This is a genomic window from Dactylosporangium sp. NPDC049525 (genome assembly GCF_040676755.1).
In the GTDB taxonomy this organism is placed as follows: Bacteria; Actinomycetota; Actinomycetes; order Mycobacteriales; family Micromonosporaceae; genus Dactylosporangium.
The window spans coordinates 254,594-273,774 of record NZ_JBFAPO010000005.1 but is presented as its reverse complement, the minus strand read 5'-3'; the positions used below and the strand labels follow the sequence as shown (position 1 = coordinate 273,774).

Here is a 19,181-nt window from a genome sequence, read left to right as displayed (position 1 = left end):
GTCGGGCCGGAGAACCAGCGGCTGGCGCTGCTCTCAGCGGACCCGGCGGGGCAACCAGTGAGACGGCGCACGTCGCCACGGGGGCGAGGGAACCCGGGCGGCGAAAAGCAGCAGCCCCGACCAGGCCACGGTCGGGAAACAGGCTGTGATGGTCGGGAGCTTGCTCAGAGTCGGGCCGGAGAACCAGCGGCTGGCGCTGCTCTCAGCGGACCCGGCGGGGCAACCAGTGAGACGGCGCACGTCGCCACGGGGGCGAGGGAACCCGGCCGGCGAAAAGCAGCAGCCCCGGCCAAGCCACGGTCCGGAAAGCCGGGCTGTGGTGGTCGGGGCTGCTCAGGGTCGGGCTGGAGCCGGCGGCTAGTGCTGTTCCTCGTACGTGGCGCCGCCGTCGGCCTCGTGGCTCAGGGGGCGGGCGCCGCCGGTCGGCGGGGCGTCCAAGGAGTGGCCTGGAGCGTGTGCCGGGAAGCGGGCGTCGAACGCCGGGCGCTCCGAGCGGATGCGGGGCATGCTGTCGAAGTTGCGCAGCGGCGGCGGGCAGGAGGTGGCCCACTCCAGGGACATGCCGTGGCCCCACGGGTCGTTGACCTCGACGACGCGGCCGGTCTTGTAGGACTTCCACACGTTCCAGAGGAAGGGCAGCGTGGACAGGCCGGTGATGAACGAGCCGATGGTCGAGATCGTGTTGAGCGTGGTGAAGCCGTCGGAGGCGAGGTAGTCGGCGTAGCGGCGGGGCATGCCCTGCGTGCCGAGCCAGTGCTGCACCAGGAACGTGGTGTGGAAGCCGATCGTGGTGAGCCAGAAGTGGACCTTGCCGAGCCGGTCGTCGAGCATGCGGCCGGTCATCTTCGGGAACCAGAAGTAGATGCCGGCGTAGACCGCGAACACGATCGTGCCGAACAGCACGTAGTGGAAGTGGGCGACCACGAAATACGTGTCGGAGACGTGGAAGTCGATCGGGGGGCTCGCGAGCAGAACGCCGGAGAGACCGCCGAAGAGGAAGGTCACCAGGAAGCCGATGGCGAAGAGCATCGGTGTCTCGAAGGTGATCTGGCCCCGCCACATGGTGCCGATCCAGTTGAAGAACTTCATGCCGGTCGGGACGGCGATGACGAAGCTCAGGAACGAGAAGAACGGCATGAGCACCTGGCCGGTCGCGAACATGTGGTGGGCCCACACGCTCATCGACAGGGCGCCGATCGCGATGGTCGCGCCGACGAGGCCCTTGTAGCCGAAGACGGGCTTGCGGCTGAAGACCGGGATGACCTCCGTGATGATGCCGAAGAACGGCAGCGCCACGATGTAGACCTCGGGGTGGCCGAAGAACCAGAACAGGTGCTGCCAGAGCATCGCGCCGCCGGTCTCCGCGTCATAGACGTGGGCGCCGAGGCGGCGGTCGGCCTCCAGGGCGAGCAGGGCGGCGGCCAGGATCGGGAAGACCATGATGACCAGGACGCTGGTGACCAGGATGTTCCACGTGAACATCGGCATGCGGAACATCGTCATGCCGGGCGCGCGCAGCGTCAGGATCGTGGTGATCATGTTGACGGCGCCGAGGATGGTGCCGAGGCCGGAGAGGACCAGGCCGACGATCCAGAGGTCGGCGCCGACCCCGGGCGAGTTGATGATGCTGTTGAGCGGGGCGTAGGCGAACCAGCCGAAGTCCGCGGCGCCGCCCGGCGTGATGAAGCCGATCAGGGTGATCGAGCCACCGAACGCGTAGAGCCAGTAGGCGAACGCGTTGAGCCGGGGGAACGACACGTCCGGCGCGCCGATCTGCAGCGGCGTGATGTAGTTCGCGAAGGCGAACACGATCGGCGTCGCGAAGAACAGCAGCATGATCGTGCCGTGCATCGTGAACAGCTGGTTGTACTGCTCCGGGGAGAGGAACTGCAGCCCCGGCCGGGCCAGTTCGGCGCGCATGAGCAGCGCCATGAAGCCGCCCACCATGAAGAACACGAACGACGTGATGAGATACATCAGGCCGATCTGCTTCGCGTCCGTGGTGCGCAACAGCCGAGCGAACGCCGAGCCCTTGACCGGCTGATGCACCGGCCAAGGCCTGGTGACGATCGGCTTTGGTGCAACGGTGGTCACGAAAGGCCTCCTGAGGCTGTTGAACCCGCTGGCGAGCCAGCTCCGCGAGGTGCCCGCACGATCACCAGCGCGATCAACACGCCACCTCGGAGGCAGAATAGTCTCCCGGTCCGACACAAAATCGCTGGGGGCACAACACCTACCGGGTAGCAGGCACAGAGCCTCCCGCCGCGCCGAGGTTGAACGTGATGGCACCGGCGGCGATCGCGGCGAGCACCAGAAGGACGATCCCCCAGAAGATCAGGCGATCCGCCGCGGTCGGCTCCTTCCAGGCGCCCGCGATCCTGGTGGTGACCGGGACGGGCCTGGGGACGACCTCGGTCACAGCCCCGGAGTCGGCCGAAGGGTCGGCCGAGCCGTCGGCTGAGGGGTCGGCAGGGACGCCTGCGAGCGCCGGCGTCCGGGCGGGCAGCGCGCGGAGCAGGATCAGGGTCGCGCCGGCGAGGACCAGCAGGACTCCGAGCACGGTGATGATGACGGCAATCCAGTCACGCATCGCGGATCTCCCAGATAGAACCAGATGGAACCAGCCAGAGCCGGACAGAGCCGGACAGAGCCGGGGCAACGAGCGAAGCTGATGCACCGACAGGCTAGGAGATCCACGCAGGTCACGCCAGAGCCGTCACCGACCGGGAGCGATCACGGCCGCCCGCGTGACGAGCGGTGAAATTTACAGTGGAAACCCCGGTGGCGAAACCTGGCGGCAATCTCGTGTTGACAGTGCGGAAACCGTGTACGACGCTCCCGTATGGAAGCGCTCCCAAAATCGACGCCTTGCTATCCGAGGAGGTCGCGATGTCGATTACCGCCGCTGCCGAACACCCCACCCTCGCCCATGTCGCCGCGCTTGCCGGTGTTTCTTCCGCCACCGCCTCCCGCGTGCTCAACGGCTCCGCCCGAGTCAGCCCCACCGCTCGCCAGCAGGTCCGTGACGCCGTCGACCGGCTCGGCTACGTCCGGCAGCGCGCCGCCCGCGCCGTCGACCGTCGCCCCCGCTCGGTCGCCGCCGTGGTCTGCGAGCCCAACGCACGACTGTTCGCCGATCCGTTCTACTCCCGCGTCCTCGCGGGCGCCAGTGCCGCGTTCGCCGAACGCGACATGCCGATGCTGCTCGCCGCCGGGGAACGACCGGCGTCGCTGCAGCGGTACCTCAGCAGCGGCCACATCGACGGGGTGCTGCTGATCTACTGCCGCAGCAGCCACCCCCTGGTCGTGACGCTGCCGGCACTCGGCGTGCCGGTCACGCTCATCGGCCGGCCGCTGCAGACCAGCACGCTGCCCTACGTCGACGCCGACAACCGGGGTGGCGCCCGGCAGGCGGTCGAGCACCTGGCACGGACCGGGCGCAAACGCATCGTCACCATCGCCGGGCCGCCCGACGTGTCCGCCGGCGTGGACCGGCTCGCGGGGTTCCGCGAAGGACTGGAACGGGCCGGCCTGGAGCCCGGTCCGATCGCTTACGGCGACTTCACCCGGCCCGCGGGCGTGCACGCCATGACCAGGCTGCTCGACCACCGGCCGACCCTCGACGCGGTGTTCGCCGCGTCGGACCTGATGGCCGTCGGGGCGCTGCACGCGCTGCGGCAGGCGGGCCGGCGGGTGCCGGAGGACGTCGCCGTCATCGGCTTCGACGACCTGCCCCTGGCCGCGTTCACCCAGCCACCGCTGACGACGATCAAGCAACCCGTCGAGGAGATCGGCGCGGCCGCGGCCCGCCAGCTGCTCGCGCTCATGAACGGCGACCACGCGGAGCCGTCCCCGGTCCTGCCCACCACCCTGGTACGGAGGCAGTCAGCGTGATGCATCCAAACGGGGCCCGCCCGACGAACAGAAGGGTATGCAACGGCTACTGGAGGCGGCCCGGTCGCTCGACACCGGCACGGTCGCGAGCACCGTCCGGGAGCTGATGGCCGAGCACGGCGTGACGGAGATCTGGACGGCGGTGTGCGTCCCGGCCCTGCATCAGGTGACCGGTGACGTCGCCGTCGAACACGCGCTCAGCCAGGGCGTGGCGCACGGTCTCGACCTCGTCAGCGCGCCCCGCCACGACGACATCAGGACCAATCACGTCCTGCTGGCGTGCACGCCCCGCGAGGCGCACTCGCTGCCGCTGCGCGCCCTGGCCGCGGCCCTGTTCGAGCGGCGGATCGGCACGTTCCTGCTCGGCGCCGAGGTGCCGTGGAGCGCGCTGCGGGCGGCGGTCCGCCGGACCGTGCCCGGCACCGCGATCGTCTGGTCGCAGCAGCCGGGCACCGCCGACCCGGCCACGCTGCTCGCGCTCGCGGACCGGTTCCCCGGCACCCGGTTCGCGGCGGCCGGCCCGGGCTGGGACCCCGCACCGGCCGGGCTGCCGCACCTGACGTCGATCGAGGCGGCCGTTTCCGCGTGTGTACCGGTGGCCGCCGGTCGGGCACCCGACGCCTAGTGGAACGGGCGGCGCGAACCCGCTAGCGTGCCGGGCATGATCGAGGTGGGCCCGCCCGCGTACACCGGGAAGCGCAGGGCAGGCATCGACGGTCAGCCACGCTTCGTGTTCGCCGCGGTGCTCGTCGTCGTCGCCCTGGTGGTGCTGCTGCTGCGGACCATGACCGGCGGCGGCACCCAACAACCGGAGGCCCACCTGCCGGTCGAGCCTCTGGCGCCGGTCGTGCCGGCCGGGGAGAACCCCGCGGCCATGACGCCGGCCGCCACGCACTCCCCCAGCGCCAGGCCCAGCCACGGCGCCACCAGCCCGGCAGCGACGAGCGCCGCACCGTCCGCGTCGGCGCCGCCGCCCAGCCCGAGCACGAGCGCAAGCCCGGGCACGAGCCCAGGCGCTACCGGTACACCGGCGAAAACGATCGAAGCAGAGGCTGCGGCGAACCGGCGGCCCGGTCAGATGACGGTCCGCGAGGTCTCGACGGCATCCGGTGGCCGGGCCGTCACCGGCGTCGGCAACAACAGGGTCCTGGAGTTCACCGGCGTCACCGCGCAACGCGCCGGCGAGGTCACGGTCACCGTCGCCTACCTGTCCACCGAGGATCGCTCCTGCTGGCTGCGCACCGGCCGCGGAAACTGGCAGCAGGTCCGGTTCCCCGCCAGCGGCGGCTGGGACCGGGTCGCGACCGTCACGCTGACCGTCCGGCTCGAGGCGGGCCAGAACACGATCGAGGCCGGGAACACCACCGGCAGATGGTGCCCCGACCTCGATCGCATCACCGTTGCCCCCCGCTGACCACCCCAGCCGCGGCAACATGATGTGGAACGTTTGGCGTGACCGTGCGCCGGGTGGACCATCCAGGGAGGCTTCCGGTTTTTTCCGGCGCCGGTCACACTCCAAATATGCGGGCCGGACCTGTGTCGCACCCGTAATCGCGCTGGGAAGTTCCTGGTAATAGGGTCGCCGACATGGCGATCTTCGACCTGCCCCTCGCCGAGCTGCGCCTGCACCGCAGCGCGACGCCCGAGCCAGCCGACTTCGACGCGTTCTGGGCCGCGACCCTCGACGAGGCCCGCGAGCTCGCCGCGCCCGCCGTTCTCACCCCGGTCGACACCGGCCTGCGCGCCGTCGACACGACCGATGTGACGTTCACGGGCTACGGCGGCCAGCCGGTCAAGGCGTGGCTCAACCGGCCCGCCGGGGTCGAAGGACCCCTTCCGGTCGTCGTGGAGTTCATCGGGTACGGCGGCGGCCGCGGCTACCCGCACGACTGGCTGCTGTGGTCGGCGGCCGGGTACGCCCACCTCGTCATGGACACCCGCGGCCAGGGCGGCGGCTGGCGGGCCGGCGACACGCCCGACCCGGACGGCTCGGGGCCGCAGTCGCCGGGCTTCCTCACCCGCGGGGTGCTCGACCGGGACACGTACTACTACCGCCGCCTGATCACCGACGCGGTCCGGGCCGTCGAGACCGCCCGGGCGCTGCCGTTCGCGGCCGACGTCCTGGTCAGCGGCATCAGCCAGGGCGGCGGCCTCGCCCTCGCCGCCGCCGGCCTCAGCGACCAGGTCGGCGGCGTCATCGCCGGGGTGCCGTTCCTGTGCGACATCCGGCGCGCGGTGACGATCACCGACCGCGCGCCGTACGCGGAGTTCGCCGCCTTCTGCCGGCTGAACCCGGCCCGGGCCGCCCTCGCGTTGTCCACTGTGGACTACGTGGACGGGGTGCACTTCGCCGCCCGGATCACCGCACCGGCCCTGGTGTCGGCGGCGCTCATGGACCTGACGTGCCCGCCGTCGACGGTGTTCGCGGCGTACAACGCGCTCAGCGGCCGCAAGGAGCTCGAGCTGTACGAGTGGGACGGCCACGACGGCGGCCAGGGCCATTTCTCCTCGCGGTCGGTCGCTTTCGCGAACAGCCTGCTGGGGCGCTGACGGCCCCCGCGGAGCGGTGGCCTCAGGCGACGCGCAGGGACTGGCCGAGGGTCTCCACGACGTCGCCGCGGAAGAGCTGGCGACCGCGCCTGGTGTCGACCTCGCCGTTGACGGTCACCTCGCCGTAGGCGATGAGGTCCTTGCCCTCGCCGCCGGTCTCCAGGACGTTGGCGAGCTTCAGGAACTGGCCCAACCGGATCATGTCGTCACGGATCGGGACGTCGATCATCGGGCACGCTCCAGCAGTGTCAGCATCTCGGGCAGGTTGAAGAAGCGGGCCGTCTCCAGCGCCGACGGGCCGCCGGCGGCGGGGTCCGCGCCCGCGTCCAGCAGCGCCCGCACGGACTCCTCGGACCGGCGGAAGACGGCGGCGGCGAGGGCCGTCTGACCGCGGTCGTTGGCGCGGTCGGTGTCGGCGCCGCGGGCGAGCAGCGCGGCGACCGCCGGCGGGTGGTCGTGATACGCGGCCAGCATCAGCAGCGTGTCGCCCTTGTCGTTGGTCAGGTTCACCGGCAGGCCGGCGTCGACGTTGGCGGCCAGCTCGCCGGCGGCGCCGGAGCGGGCCAGGTCGAACATGCGGTGCGCGAAGTCGAGCACCTCGGCGTCGATCGGATCACTCACGCCCGAAAGCGTAGCTGTCGGCCAGCCGACCGCAGCCCGCCGAACCGGGGTGAGACGCCCGCCGTGTCACTGGGCAACGCTGCGAACAAGGAGACACGAACATGCGGAAGATCGTCCTGACCCTTGCGGTGGCCGCCGCTGCCGCCCTCTCGCTGAGTGCCTGCGACTCGATCGACCTGACCAAGCAGGACCAGGCAGCGGAGGCGCCCGCCGCCGCGGCCGGCACCGAGACCGCCGCTGCCGCCGCGACCAGCGCCGCGCCGTCGGCCGCCGCGAACGTCGCCGGCGTGAAGGTCCACGAGGACGCCACGCTCGGGAAGGTGGTGACCGACTGGAAGGGCTGGACGCTGTACCGCTTCGAGAAGGACACCCCGAAGCCGCCGAAGTCCAACTGCGAGGCGGACTGCCTGGCGAAGTGGCCGTACGTCCCGTACGTGGAGAACATGAAGATCGAGGGCGTCGACCAGAAGCTGATCGGCAAGGTCACCCGCGGCGACGGCTCGCTGCAGCTGACCATCAACAGCTGGCCCGCGTACCGGTTCGCCGGTGACACGAAGGTCGGCGAGACCAAGGGACAGGGCGTGGGCGGCGTGTGGTTCGCCTTCACGCCCGAGGGGAAGAAGGCCCAGGCCGTCACCGGGGACAGCGGCAACGGCGGGTACTGAACCTCTCGAAAAGGCGGCGCCGCGCTTCTACCCCCTTGGGAGCGCGGCGCCGCCGTGTTGTGCAGATCTCGTGACGAGGGTCCCCGCACCCCGAAACACGGACCTACGCTGCGGGCATGACGACCCGGCGCAAGATCCGCATCTGGCTCGTGCTGTTCCTGATCGGCCTGGTCGCCAGCGGGGTCACCGCGTTCCCCCTGGAGCACGAGGTGCACTGGCTGCGGTCCGTGCTCGACCGGACCGGCGTCGCGCCCGACCCGCTCGTCGCGTGGATCCAGCGGGTCGATCAGGGCATCACCGAAACCAACGACCGCTACCCGTTCATCATGTACGGCACCGACTGGCTGGCCTTCGCGCACCTGGTGATCGCGGTCGCCTTCTGGGGGCCGCTGCGTGACCCGGTGCGCAACATCTGGGTGATCGAGTTCGGGATGATCGCGTGCGTCGGCGTGGTGCCCCTGGCCCTGTTCGCCGGGCCGGTCCGTGGCATCCCGGGCTGGTGGACCGTGCTGGACATCTCCTTCGGCGTGTTCGGCATCGTGCCGCTGCTGATCGTGCGCCGGCTGATCAAGCGGCTGGAGCGGGAAGACAACCAGCTTGCTACCGAAAAACCGTTGCAGAGCCTCAACGCCCGTGGCTAGGTTGGTCGTACACGGGAAAGGAGGTGGTCCAACGTTGTGTAGCAATGGGACTCGTGAGGTGACTGTCCGCTAGCCGCCGTCCTCTGGACTCGCATTACGCGCGACCGCCCGGGTGGCGGCACGGCGAATACGAGACAGTTTCCCAGCCCCCGAGGCTTTCCGGTGTTAGTCCAGCCGGTCCGCGCCAGTCAGCGCGGGAACCTCGGGGGCTGTTCCATATCCTGGTGACCATGATCTCCGCCGACCGTCTCCGCGCCCACGTCGCCGCGCTCGTCGCTCATGGGCCGCGCTGCGGCGACCTGCCCGGCGTCCCCGCCACCTTGCGGTACATCACCGATGAGCTCAGCGCACTCGGCCTTGTCGTGCGCGTCGAGCGTTACGGCAGCGAGCTGCACGACGTGAACCTGGTCGCCGAGATCGAGGGCGGGACGTCCGACGACGCGGTCGAGCTGGTCGCGCACTGGGACACCGTCGACGGCACGCCCGGCGCGGACGACAACGCCAGCGGGGTGGCCGGGGTCCTGGAGGCGGCCCGCGCCCTGCGTGACCTGGACCTGCCGGCGCGCACGATCCGCTTCTGCCTGTTCGGCGGCGAGGAGGACGGGTTCCAGGGCAGCGCCGCCCACGTGCGGCAGATCACCCCCGACACGGAGTCGATCGTGTTCGAGATGATCGGGCGGACGTCCGCGACGCAGTCGGCCCCGTCGTTCCTGCTGGACCCGCCCACCGTCGGTGACTTCATCGCGCTGGTCGCCAACCCCGCCTCCGCCGGGCTGGTCGACGCGTTCGCGTCCGCGGCGGCGCCGGATCTGCCGACGTTCCCCCTGGTCATGCCGACCGAGGCGATGGAGGTCGTGCTGCGCAGCGACCACGTGCCCTACTGGGAGACGGGCCGCCGCTCGCTGCTGGTCACCGACACCGCCGAATACCGCAACCCGGACTACCACGCGGCCACCGACACCCCCGAGAAGCTTGACCTGGAGTTCGCGGCCAGGGTGACCGCGGCCGCCGTCCGGACCATCACCCGCCTGGCCGGCTGAACCGGGCGGATCCCGCCGCGAAACAGTGATTCAGATCACTGCCTTCTGGGCAATGGTCCGGGCATGGAGCGCGACAAGACTCGATTCCTGTATCTCGCGGTGATCGTCGCCGTCGCGGCCGGCATCGCTGTTGGGCTGCTCTGGCCGGAGTTCGGCAAGGAGCTCAAACCGCTCGGTGACGGCTTCGTCAACCTGATCAAGATGATGATCAGCCCGATCATCTTCTGCACGATCGTGCTGGGCATCGGCTCGATCCGCCAGGCGGCGAAGGTCGGCCGGGTCGGCGGGCTGGCGCTGGGCTACTTCCTGGTGATGTCGACGGTGGCGCTCGCGATCGGGCTGCTCGTCGGCAACCTAATCCACCCGGGTGCCGGCCTCGACCTCACCGACGCCGCCCGGGAGGCCGGGGACAAGGCCGCGGGCTCGGCGCCGAAGGGCACCGTCGAATTCCTCCTCAGCGTCATCCCCACCACCCTGTTCTCGTCGCTGACCAGCGGCTCGGTCCTGCAGACCCTCCTCGTCGCACTGCTGGTCGGGTTCGCGGTGCAGACCATGCCCTACGGCGACCGCGTCCTGCGCGGCGTCTCGCTGCTGCAGCGGCTCGTCTTCCGGGTCCTCGCGATGATCATGTGGGTGGCCCCGATCGGCGCGTTCGGCGCCATCGCGGCGGTGGTCGGCGCGACCGGCTGGAAGGCCCTCGCCGGCCTGGCGCAGATCATGCTCGGGTTCTACGCCACCTGCCTGATCTTCGTCCTGCTGATCCTGGGCCCGCTGCTGCGGCTCGTCACCGGGCTGAACCTGCTGAAGCTGCTGCGGTACCTCGGCCGGGAGTTCCTGCTGATCCTCTCGACGTCCTCGTCGGAGTCGGCGCTGCCCCGGCTGATCGCGAAGATGGAGCACGCGGGCGTGTCCCGGGCGGTGGTCGGGATCACGGTGCCGACCGGCTACTCGTTCAACCTGGACGGCACCGCGATCTACCTGACGATGGCGTCGCTGTTCATCGCCGACGCGCTGAACCAGCCGCTGTCGGTCGCCGAGCAGGTGTCGCTGCTGGTGTTCATGATCGTGGCGTCCAAGGGCGCGGCCGGCGTGACCGGCGCGGGCCTGGCCACCCTGGCCGGTGGCCTGCAGGCGCACAAGCCGGCCCTCGCCGACGGCGTCGGGCTGATCGTGGGCATCGACCGGTTCATGTCCGAGGCCCGGGCGCTGACCAACTTCGCCGGCAACGCGGTCGCGACGCTGCTGGTCGGGGCATGGTCGAGCGAGCTGGACCGGGACCGGGCGGCGCTGGTGCTCGACGGCGGCGACCCGTTCGACGAGCGCAGCATGCTGCCCGACGACGACGCCGACGGCGCCGACTCCCGCGATGAGCCGGAGGTGCCGAAGCCTCGTGTGGCAGCATCCCACCGTGAGTCCGATACGGCTGCTGATCGCTGACGACCAGGCGCTCGTCCGCGGCGCCCTCGCCGCGCTGCTCGACCTCGAGCCGGACCTCACGGTCGTGGCCGAGGTCGGGCGCGGCGACGAGGTCGTCGCGGCGGCCCGCGAGCACCGCCCCGACGTGGCCCTGCTGGACGTGGAGATGCCCGGGATCGACGGCATCGCCGCGGCCGCCGCGCTGCGCAAGGCCATGCCCGGCTGCAAGGTCCTGATGGTGACCACGTTCGGCCGGCCCGGCTACCTGCGGCGGGCGATGGCGGCCGGCGCGTCCGGGTTCGTGGTCAAGGACACCCCGGCCCGGCAGCTCGCGGACGCGGTGCGGCGCATCGCCGCCGGGCTGCGGGTGGTCGACCCGACCTTGGCCGCGGAGACCCTCGCCAGCGGCGACAGCCCGCTGACCCCGCGGGAGGCCGACGTGCTGCGGGCGGCTCGGGAGGGCGGCACGGCCGCCGACGTCGCCGGGCAGCTCAGCCTGTCGGAGGGCACGGTGCGCAACCACCTGTCGTCGGCGATCGGCAAGACCGGCGCCCGGACCCGCGCGGAAGCGGTACGGCTCGCCGACGAGAACGGTTGGTTGTAAGGAGCAACCAGTAGGGTGGGTGCATGACGGCACTTCTGGCGAGCGGTCGCGACGCGGACGTCTACGCCCTCGACGAGCGGCGGGTGCTGCGGCGCTACCGGCTCGGCGGCGACGTGACCGCGGAGGCGGCCGTCATGCGGTATGTCGCCGATCACGGCTATCCGGTCCCCCGGGTCTATGAGGCGACCGGCGCCGACCTGATCCTGGAGCGGCTCGAAGGGCCGACCATGCTGCAGGCCCTTGCCGACGGCTCGCTCGACCTCCGCGACGGCGGGACGGTCCTGGCCGACCTTCTCGAGCGGCTGCACAAGGTGCGCGTGCGCGCGGCGAAGGACCCCGGCACCAGGATCCTGCACCTGGACCTCCACCCGGAAAATGTGGTGATGACCGAGGGCGGCCCGGTCGTCATCGACTGGCGCAACAGCACCGAGGGCCCGCCCGAGCTCGACGTGGCGATGAGCGCCCTGATCGTTGCCCAGGTGGCGATCGAGCCGGGCCACGCGTTCGCGGAGCGGGCCGAGGTGTTCCTCGACGTGCTCCTGTCCTGCACGCGGGACAACCCGTTGTCGCAGCTGGAGGCCGCGGTGCGGCGGCGGGCGGCCGATCCGGCGCTGACCGCGGCCGAGCAGTCGCACCTGCACGAGGCCGCGATGCTGGTGACCACCATCTCCCGCGCGCATCACTGAGACTCACTCCCCGCGAGCGACGCCCGGCCACGGCGCGGGCGGCACGCTTTCTGCCATGGAGGAACTCTTCGTCCGGCAGGTCGACATCGGCGTTGCCGAGATGGACGTCGCGGTCGGCGATCAGCTGACCACCGCCCGCGTCGTGGTGGAGCACGCCACCGCCACCGACGGCCGCGGTGGCCCGGACCGGCAGCTGCTGCTCGTATACGGCGCCGAGGAAACCCCAGCGGTCGCCGAGGCCCTGCTCCGCGCCGCAGAGACGGCCACCACACCCTAGGACGCCCCCGCCGCGGAAGCGGCGGTCACACCCGACGACAGCGACCACACGCCAACAGCGACCCCACACCAACAGCGACGCATGCCGACTGCGGCCGCCGGAGGAGACGGCGGCCACAGCTCGGACATATTGTTGAGCGCTCAACTAATTGCTACATTCCATGCATGACGACACTGCCCGAGCTGGACCGCCACCTCGCCACCGCGATCCCGGCCAGCCGGGACCAGCGCCCCTGGACGCCTGCCGACGGCGCGCTGCCCAGCATCTACCTCAGCCACGGCGCCCCGCCGCTGCTGGAGGACGGCCCGTGGATGCGGGAGCTGTTCGACTGGACCGCCGGCCTGCCCAAGCCGAAGGCCGTCCTCATCGTCAGCGCACACTGGGAGTCCGCGCCGCTGAGCGTCTCCGGCACTGCGGCCGGCACCCCGCTGGTCTACGACTTCGGCGGCTTCGCCCCGCACTTCTACCAGTTGCAATACGCCACCCCCGACGCGTCCGCCCTCGCCCAGCGGGTCGCCGCGGCGATGCCCGACTCGGAGCCCGTGCACGAGCACCGCAGCCGCGGCCTCGACCACGGTGCCTGGGTCCCGCTGATGGTGATGTACCCCCTCGGCGACGTCCCCGTGCTGCAACTGAGCCTGCCGACCCACGACCCCGACCGGCTGCTCGAGCTCGGCCGGCGGCTGCGCCCGCTGCGCGAGGAGGGCGTGCTGATCATCGGCTCCGGCTTCATGACGCACGGCCTGCCGTTCCTGCGCCGCGAGCACTGGCTCGGCGCCGGCGGCCCGCCCAGCTGGTCCGCCGACTTCGACGCCTGGGCCGCCGAGGCCCTGGCCAAGGGCGACGTCGACACCCTGGCGCGGTATGCGAGCCTGGCACCCGGCATGCCGTTCGCCCACCCCACGGTCGAGCACTACACGCCGCTGTTCGTCACGCTCGGCGCCGCCGACCGCCCGGACGCGCCCACCACCTCCGTGATAGACGGCTACTTCATGGGATTGTCGAAAAGGTCGATCCAGACGGGCGCTAGCGTCTGACGCGTGGCCTACCTGATCTCTGTCAACGCCGGCAGCCCGACCCCGACCGACCATTCGAGCGTGCCCACCACGGGCATCGACAAGCGCCCGGTGGACGGCCCGGTCCTGGTGACGGTGCCCGGACCGCAGGGCACCACCCCGACCGGGATCGCGGGCGACGTGATCTGCGACGTCCGCGTGCACGGCGGCCCGGACAAGGCGGTCTACGCCTACGCGCGGGAAGACCTCGACCGGTGGGCCACCGAGCTCGGCCGCGAGCTGCCCGGCGGGATCTTCGGGGAGAACCTGACCACGTCCGGCCTGGACGTGACCGGCGCCCGCATCGGCGAGCGCTGGCGCATCGGCGGCGAGGTGCTGCTGGAGGTGTGCGCACCACGCATCCCGTGCCGCACGTTCGCCGCCTGGCTCGGCGAGTCCGGCTGGATGCGCCGCTTCACCGAGCGCGCCGAGCCCGGCGCCTACCTGCGCGTGCTGCGCCCCGGCACGATCCGCGCCGGTGACGCGATCGAGGTCGTGCACACACCCGCGCACGACGTGACGATCGGCGTCGCGTTCCGCGCGCTGACGGCCGAGCCGGAGCTGCTCCCTCGCCTGGTCGGCGTCGAGGAGCTGCCGGAGCGCACCAAGGAGAAGGTGCTCGCCCGCCTCAGCCAGTAGGCAGGACCAGCGCGTACGCCCGCGGAAAGCCCAGCCGGGGGATCCGGTGCTGCTGGATCTCCTCGATCGTGGCGTCGCGGACCTGACCGGAGCCCGGTTCGAAGCAGCGCAGCACGGTCTCCTGCGGGTGCGCGGTGATGAGCACCCAGTGCCGGGGGACGCCCTTGCCGACGAGCATCGCGACCGGCCAGCCGGTGTCGACCGCGGCGGTCACGTCGGCGAGCCGGTCCCGGCGGCCGCGGAAGAACCGCCAGCCGTACCGGGTGCCGAGCTCCGCGGTGTGCGCCGTGATCGTCGCGGCGACGCCCCATGGGGTGGTGCCGAGTTTCTTCGGCCAGATCCGGTTGGCCGCCGCGTGGATGCGGTGCTGTTCGGCGCCGTAGTCGGCGACGACGTCCGCGTAGCTGGGGTCCAGCAGCGCCGACGCCACCATGGCGACGGTGGGTCCACAGGTGAACCCGTCGGTCTGCCGGACCCCGGTCCGTAACTCAGCGGTGGTGAAGTCGACACCCCAGGCAAGCATGCCCCGCTTTGTATCAGACGGCTCGCGCCACCGCTATCTTCGTGCCGGAGCGCTGGCCCGCCTCGTAGAACATGTACTGCACGCCGCCGTCGGTGCCGAACGACGGCGCCGCGGAGCGGTTGTTATCCGGCGCGCCGCTCAGCGCGGCGTGGAAGACGCCGAGGTGGACCTCCTTGTCGAAGTTGTTGCCGACCTCGGTGAGGAACATGTCGCCGGAGCTGCCGTGGTAGACGACGTAGGTGGTGTTGTTGCGGTACAGCAGGTGCGGGCCGCTCAGGTCGCTCTGCCCGTCGGCGGCGGGCGAGACGAGCGGGGTGGGGTCGAATTGCCAGGACTTGCCGTCGTTGGACCAGCCCCAGTAGATCCGCCGGCCGCTGCCGGCCAGGCCCATGAAGACCATCACGTAGGTGTTGCCGAGCGCGGCGATGCGGTGCTCGAACACCCGGGCGTAGGTCACCTCGGTGCTGTTGGGGATGGCGGCGGTGGTCAGCACGGTGCCGTAGTACGTGAAGTTGATCCCGTTGCTGGAGATCGCCAGGCGGGTCGTGGTGTTCTCGCCGTGGTAGTACATGAAGAACTGCCGGGTCGCGGCGTTCCACAGCACGTGCGGCGACGAGACGTGGCTGACGGAGTAGTACGGCGACCAGGTGCGGCTGATGATCGGGTTCGCCGGGTACTCGGTGAACGGCCCGGCCAGGGAGTTGCCGTAGGCGAGGCAGATCCCGCCGGGCGCGTCGTGCGGGGCGTAGTAGAGGTAGTAGCGGCCGCGGGCGCCGCTGATCTTGTCGTAGACCCCGCGGATGCAGGGGAAGATGAGTTCCCCGGTGGGGTTGTAGGCCAGGTTCGCCGGCAGCGGCTGACCGAGGTACGCGTAGGTGGGGAATCCGGCCGGGGCGGCGGCGGACGCGAGGCTGGGGATGGCGAGTGCGCCGGCTACGCCGGCGGCTCCTGCCAGCACCTGGCGGCGGGTTACAGGTGGCATGTGACCGAGTCTCGGAAAGCCAGACCCGGAACACAAGAGGGTAATACGTATTATCTAGCAGAGCCCTCAACCGCGGCTGAAGGGCTGCCGATAACCAACGCGTGGAGACTTGGGTCGCCAGGCGGCTGTGGCTCGTCTGGCTGCTGATCGGTGGCCTCGCCGCGGTCACCTATCCACTGCTGCCCGAAAACACCTACGTCGCCGACTTCGGCTTCGAGCTCATCGGGCTCTCCTCGGTCACCATGGTGCTGCTCGGCGTACGCCGCAACCGGCCGCCCCGGCGGGCGCTGTGGTACTGGTTCGCCGGCGGCCTCGCCACCTGGGTCCTCGGCGACGTCACCTGGGCCATCTACCAGCACGTGCTGGACCGCAGCCCGTTCCCCTCCCTCGCCGACGTGTTCTACCTCGGCGCCTACCCGCCCCTCGCGACCGGGCTGTGGCTGCTGCTGCGCCGGCACGGCCGCGACGTCGTCGGGCTGATCGACGCGTGCATCGCCGCCGCCGGCACCGGCCTGCTGTTCTGGGTGTTCGTGATGCGGCCGGTCGCCGAGGCCGCCGACGTGCCCCTCCTGCAGCGGCTGATCTCCCTGGCCTACCCGTCCGCCGACGTGCTGCTGCTGGTGCTGCTGGCCCGGATGCTCGCCGGCCGCGCCGCGAAGACGGCCAGCTTCTGGCTGCTCGCGGTCGCCATGACCCTGATGTTCGCCACCGACGTGTCGTACTCGCTGGTGTCGACGTACGACATCCTCGCCGGCGGATTCCTCGTGATCGGCTGGCTCCTGTCCTACGTGTGCCTCGGCGCCGCCGCCCTGCACCCGTCGATGCGCGGCATGGACGAGCCGACCGACGCCGTGGAGACCGCGCTGTCCAGACGCAGGCTGGCGGTCCTCGCGATCAGCTCGCTCATCGCGCCCGCGCTGCTGTTGCTGCAGGGCGCGGTGGACGGCGGCGACATCGACTGGCTCGCCATCGGCGCGGTCGCGGTCGTGGTGTTCCTGCTGGTCCTGGTCCGCATCGCCGGGCTCGTCGGCAAGGTGCAGGACCAGGCCGACCAGCTCAGCGACCTGGTCATGCGCGACGACCTGACCGGCCTGCCCAACCGGCGGTTCCTGGAGGAGCTGATCCGCGACGAGCTCGACGCCGGCACCGGGCCGCAGGTCGCGTTCATCGACCTCGACGACTTCAAACGGATCAACGACGGGCTCGGCCACGCCATCGGCGACCAGCTGCTCACCGCCGTCGGCAAGCGGCTCGGCGGGGTCCTGCGCCCTGGCGACGTCGTGGCCCGCCTCGGCGGCGACGAGTTCGCCGTCCTCATGCCCGACACCGGCGCAGTCGCCGCCGACGCGATGGTCTCCGAGCTCGCCACCGCGCTGCAGGAGCCGGTCTTCGCCGGCGACCAGCACCTGCTCGTCCAGGCGAGCATCGGCGTGGCCGACGCCACCGGCACCTGCGACCCGTTCGAACTGCTGCGCCGCGCCGACGTCGCGATGTACGCGGCGAAGGAGGACAAGACCCGCCAGCAGCGCTTCAGACCCGAGCTCGACCAGCGCGCCTCCGCGCACGCCCAGCTCGGCGCCCAGCTGCGCGAAGCGCTCGACCAGGGCCAGTTCCAGCTGGTGTACCAGCCGATCGTGGCTCTCCCGCACGGCCAGATCGTCGGCGTCGAGGCCCTCATCCGCTGGCACCACCCGACGCTCGGGTTCATGAGCCCCGCCGACTTCATCCCCGTCGCCGAGCAGAACGGCCAGATCGTCGAGCTCGGCGCCTGGATCCTGCTGGAGGCGTGCTCGCAGGGCGCGACGTGGCTGGCCACCCTCGGCGACGCCGCCCCTGGCAAGGTCTCCGTCAACGTCTCGGCCCGGCAGCTCGCCGAGCCCGACTTCCCGGAGGTGGTCGCCGCGGTCCTGGCGGCGACGGGGTTTCCGGCGGAGCGCCTGGCGATCGAGGTCACGGAGACCGCGGTCTTCGGCGGCGGCCGGGCGATCGAGGCCCTCGACGCGGTGCACGAGCTCGGCGTGCGGATCGCCCTGGACGACTTCGGCACCGGGCACTCGTCGCTGGGCCTGCTGCAGACCTGCCCGGTCGACATCCTGAAGGTCGACAAGTCCTTCGTCGACGACATCACCATGGCCGGCCGGCACTCGGTGATCGCGACCGCGCTCATCAACGTCAGCGACGGGCTCAACCTGGACGCGATCGCCGAGGGCGTCGAAACCGCGGAGCAGGCGCAGGAGCTCTACCGGCTCGGGTACCGCTTCGCGCAGGGCTACCACTTCGGCCGCCCGGTCGCCCAGCCGTCCTTCGCCCTGGCCTCCGCCGCTGCCTAGACCACGGTCTCCTTCTGCCGGGGCAAGGTCCGCGCGACCGTCGACGGCAGCACCACGCAGGTGCGGCAGCGGGCCTCATAGGTGTACGTGCCGTCGTCCGGCAGCGCCGTCGACGGCGCCAGCTCCCGCAGCATCGGCTCGCCGTGCTCGAGCACCTGCGTGTAGACGGCGCTGAACCCCCGGCACACGTCGCACACCGCCCGCCGGTAGGTCACCGACGCCGGGCCCAGCTCCAGCAGCGCCCTGACCGGCGCGAACAGCTCACCGCGGTGGTCCAGGTCGATGCCCGCGGCGACGACCCGGGTGCCCCGCTCCAGCAGCGTCCGCACGACCGCCACGTCCGACACCGCGAACATGTGCACCTCGTCGATGCCGACCACGTCCACGTCGTCGTCCAGCGCCGCGGCCAGGGAACTCGCCTTCACCGTCGCGAGGGCGGCACCGCTGCGCGACACGACACCGGCGTCGCGAACGTGCCGGGCGCTCTGGAACACCCGGTGCCGCACGTCGGTGAACTGCAGCGGCGACAGCAGGCTCACCAGCTCGAGGGACTTGCCACTCTTCATCGGCCCGAGGATGACGGTCAGATCCACGGCGGCCAGGCTACCGCGCCGACCGGCCTCGAGGTGCTCGCTGTGCAGCCGCGCCGCCAGGGCCTTTCCGGGCCTGCGGCAGGCCGAATGGCTGGTCTTCACGGTGTCGGCAGCTGATGTGTCATGACGGCGTGATCGACGACACTTGCCGGCCGTGGCATCTCCAACGCAGTCATTTCCTCTACCACCCCACCAGAAGCCGAAGCGGCCGGCGAACACCGGGCTGATCGCCGGCCTCATCGCCGGTGGGCTCGCCCTGGTCATCTGCGCCGCCTGTGCGGTGGCCGGCCTGATCTCGAACAAGCAGAACCCACAGGCCGCAGCGCCGACGCCCGCCGCGACGCAGTTCACGGCCAATGCCGGCGGCAACCCGGCACCTGCCTCGCCTTCGCCGTCGGTGCTGGCGATGCCGGACGTGGTGGGGAAGAACGCCGCGGTGGCGATGGACGAGCTCGAACGGCTCGGCTTCACGAAAATCCAGTACGGGTCGCAGGACCTCGAGGACACCGTGGTGATCATCGCGGCGAACTGGACGGTGACCAAGCAGTCGACGCCGCCCGGCACACAGGCGCCGGCGGACGCCCTGATCGTGCTGACCTGCACCAAGAAAAAGCAGCCCTGACCCGTCCGGCATTCGATTCGTGCATGCAACGGAAGCGAATCCC

General features: G+C 71.1%; 22 protein-coding genes. 15 read left to right on the top strand and 7 right to left on the bottom strand.

Features of this window, described 5'->3' with window-relative positions:
* Nucleotides 1–357: 357 nt before the first annotated feature.
* Nucleotides 358–2,094, bottom strand: coding sequence for a cytochrome c oxidase subunit I (gene ctaD, locus AB0K00_RS11665; RefSeq protein ID WP_363518859.1), 1,737 nt, complete (start codon nucleotides 2,092–2,094; stop codon nucleotides 358–360).
* Between the two features lie 139 nt (nucleotides 2,095–2,233).
* Nucleotides 2,234–2,590 carry a hypothetical protein gene (locus AB0K00_RS11660; protein ID WP_363518857.1) on the bottom strand — a complete coding sequence of 119 codons (357 nt, stop codon included), beginning with the start codon at nucleotides 2,588–2,590 and terminating at the stop codon, nucleotides 2,234–2,236.
* A 299-nt stretch (nucleotides 2,591–2,889) separates the two neighbouring features.
* Here AB0K00_RS11660 and AB0K00_RS11655 point away from each other — a divergent pair, with 299 nt between their 5' ends.
* From AB0K00_RS11655 to AB0K00_RS11640, 4 genes are all read left to right on the top strand, one after another.
* Nucleotides 2,890–3,894, top strand: a complete 1,005-nt coding sequence (locus tag AB0K00_RS11655; protein WP_363518854.1) for a LacI family DNA-binding transcriptional regulator — start codon at nucleotides 2,890–2,892, stop codon at nucleotides 3,892–3,894.
* Between the two features lie 37 nt (nucleotides 3,895–3,931).
* Complete coding sequence (locus tag AB0K00_RS11650; RefSeq protein WP_363518851.1) at nucleotides 3,932–4,519, top strand: transcriptional regulator; 588 nt, start codon at nucleotides 3,932–3,934, stop codon at nucleotides 4,517–4,519.
* A gap of 36 nt (nucleotides 4,520–4,555) precedes the next feature.
* The gene (locus AB0K00_RS11645; protein ID WP_363518849.1) at nucleotides 4,556–5,308 is read left to right on the top strand and encodes a hypothetical protein; all 753 of its coding nucleotides are present in this window, start codon (nucleotides 4,556–4,558) and stop codon (nucleotides 5,306–5,308) included.
* 173 nt (nucleotides 5,309–5,481) lie between these two features.
* Nucleotides 5,482–6,444, top strand: a complete 963-nt coding sequence (locus tag AB0K00_RS11640) for an acetylxylan esterase (RefSeq protein ID WP_363518846.1) — start codon at nucleotides 5,482–5,484, stop codon at nucleotides 6,442–6,444.
* Nucleotides 6,445–6,466: 22 nt separating this feature from the next.
* Here the strand turns inward: AB0K00_RS11640 and AB0K00_RS11635 are convergent, their stop codons facing one another.
* Nucleotides 6,467–6,673 carry an RNA-binding S4 domain-containing protein gene (locus tag AB0K00_RS11635; RefSeq protein WP_363518843.1) on the bottom strand — a complete coding sequence of 69 codons (207 nt, stop codon included), beginning with the start codon at nucleotides 6,671–6,673 and terminating at the stop codon, nucleotides 6,467–6,469.
* Nucleotides 6,670–7,065 carry an ankyrin repeat domain-containing protein gene (locus tag AB0K00_RS11630; RefSeq protein ID WP_363518841.1) on the bottom strand — a complete coding sequence of 132 codons (396 nt, stop codon included), beginning with the start codon at nucleotides 7,063–7,065 and terminating at the stop codon, nucleotides 6,670–6,672. The genes AB0K00_RS11635 and AB0K00_RS11630 overlap by 4 nt, the downstream gene beginning before the upstream one ends.
* Before the next feature lie 101 nt (nucleotides 7,066–7,166).
* Here AB0K00_RS11630 and AB0K00_RS11625 point away from each other — a divergent pair, with 101 nt between their 5' ends.
* From AB0K00_RS11625 to AB0K00_RS11585, 9 genes are all read left to right on the top strand, one after another.
* A complete protein-coding gene (locus AB0K00_RS11625) occupies nucleotides 7,167–7,730 on the top strand; it encodes a hypothetical protein (protein ID WP_363518838.1) in 564 nt (187 codons plus the stop codon).
* Nucleotides 7,731–7,846: 116 nt separating this feature from the next.
* Nucleotides 7,847–8,371 (top strand): hypothetical protein, encoded by a 525-nt coding sequence (locus tag AB0K00_RS11620; RefSeq protein ID WP_363518835.1) that lies wholly within the window; start codon nucleotides 7,847–7,849, stop codon nucleotides 8,369–8,371.
* Between the two features lie 230 nt (nucleotides 8,372–8,601).
* Nucleotides 8,602–9,411 (top strand): M20/M25/M40 family metallo-hydrolase, encoded by an 810-nt coding sequence (locus tag AB0K00_RS11615; RefSeq protein ID WP_363518832.1) that lies wholly within the window; start codon nucleotides 8,602–8,604, stop codon nucleotides 9,409–9,411.
* A gap of 63 nt (nucleotides 9,412–9,474) precedes the next feature.
* The gene (locus tag AB0K00_RS11610) at nucleotides 9,475–10,848 is read left to right on the top strand and encodes a cation:dicarboxylase symporter family transporter (RefSeq protein WP_363518830.1); all 1,374 of its coding nucleotides are present in this window, start codon (nucleotides 9,475–9,477) and stop codon (nucleotides 10,846–10,848) included.
* Nucleotides 10,820–11,431, top strand: a complete 612-nt coding sequence (locus tag AB0K00_RS11605) for a response regulator transcription factor (RefSeq protein WP_363518827.1) — start codon at nucleotides 10,820–10,822, stop codon at nucleotides 11,429–11,431. Before AB0K00_RS11610 ends, AB0K00_RS11605 begins: the two co-directional genes overlap by 29 nt.
* 23 nt (nucleotides 11,432–11,454) lie before the next feature.
* Nucleotides 11,455–12,117, top strand: a complete 663-nt coding sequence (locus AB0K00_RS11600) for a phosphotransferase (protein WP_363518825.1) — start codon at nucleotides 11,455–11,457, stop codon at nucleotides 12,115–12,117.
* Nucleotides 12,118–12,172: 55 nt separating this feature from the next.
* Nucleotides 12,173–12,394 (top strand): hypothetical protein, encoded by a 222-nt coding sequence (locus AB0K00_RS11595; protein WP_363518822.1) that lies wholly within the window; start codon nucleotides 12,173–12,175, stop codon nucleotides 12,392–12,394.
* Nucleotides 12,395–12,558: 164 nt separating this feature from the next.
* Entirely contained in the window at nucleotides 12,559–13,431 is an 873-nt protein-coding gene (locus AB0K00_RS11590) for a class III extradiol ring-cleavage dioxygenase (protein ID WP_363518819.1), read from the top strand.
* Between the two features lie 3 nt (nucleotides 13,432–13,434).
* Nucleotides 13,435–14,088 (top strand): MOSC domain-containing protein, encoded by a 654-nt coding sequence (locus AB0K00_RS11585; RefSeq protein WP_363518816.1) that lies wholly within the window; start codon nucleotides 13,435–13,437, stop codon nucleotides 14,086–14,088.
* Here the strand turns inward: AB0K00_RS11585 and AB0K00_RS11580 are convergent.
* Together AB0K00_RS11580 and AB0K00_RS11575 are read right to left on the bottom strand one after the other, a co-directional pair.
* Nucleotides 14,078–14,611 carry a hypothetical protein gene (locus AB0K00_RS11580; RefSeq protein WP_363518813.1) on the bottom strand — a complete coding sequence of 178 codons (534 nt, stop codon included), beginning with the start codon at nucleotides 14,609–14,611 and terminating at the stop codon, nucleotides 14,078–14,080. The genes AB0K00_RS11585 and AB0K00_RS11580 overlap by 11 nt on opposite strands.
* 13 nt (nucleotides 14,612–14,624) lie before the next feature.
* Nucleotides 14,625–15,593: a hypothetical protein gene (locus AB0K00_RS11575; protein ID WP_363518810.1), complete on the bottom strand. Its 969-nt coding sequence runs from the start codon at nucleotides 15,591–15,593 to the stop codon at nucleotides 14,625–14,627.
* Nucleotides 15,594–15,694: 101 nt separating this feature from the next.
* Between AB0K00_RS11575 and AB0K00_RS11570 the strand changes: the two genes are divergently transcribed.
* A complete protein-coding gene (locus tag AB0K00_RS11570; RefSeq protein ID WP_363518807.1) occupies nucleotides 15,695–17,923 on the top strand; it encodes an EAL domain-containing protein in 2,229 nt (742 codons plus the stop codon).
* Here AB0K00_RS11570 and AB0K00_RS11565 read toward each other — a convergent pair.
* Complete coding sequence (locus tag AB0K00_RS11565) at nucleotides 17,920–18,516, bottom strand: thymidine kinase (protein WP_363518804.1); 597 nt, start codon at nucleotides 18,514–18,516, stop codon at nucleotides 17,920–17,922. The two genes, AB0K00_RS11570 and AB0K00_RS11565, sit on opposite strands and share 4 nt — an antisense overlap.
* A gap of 154 nt (nucleotides 18,517–18,670) precedes the next feature.
* Between AB0K00_RS11565 and AB0K00_RS11560 the strand changes: the two genes are divergently transcribed.
* On the top strand, nucleotides 18,671–19,138 hold the full coding sequence (locus AB0K00_RS11560; RefSeq protein WP_363518996.1) for a PASTA domain-containing protein: 468 nt from the start codon (nucleotides 18,671–18,673) through the stop codon (nucleotides 19,136–19,138).
* The last annotated feature ends 43 nt before the right edge of the window (nucleotides 19,139–19,181 follow it).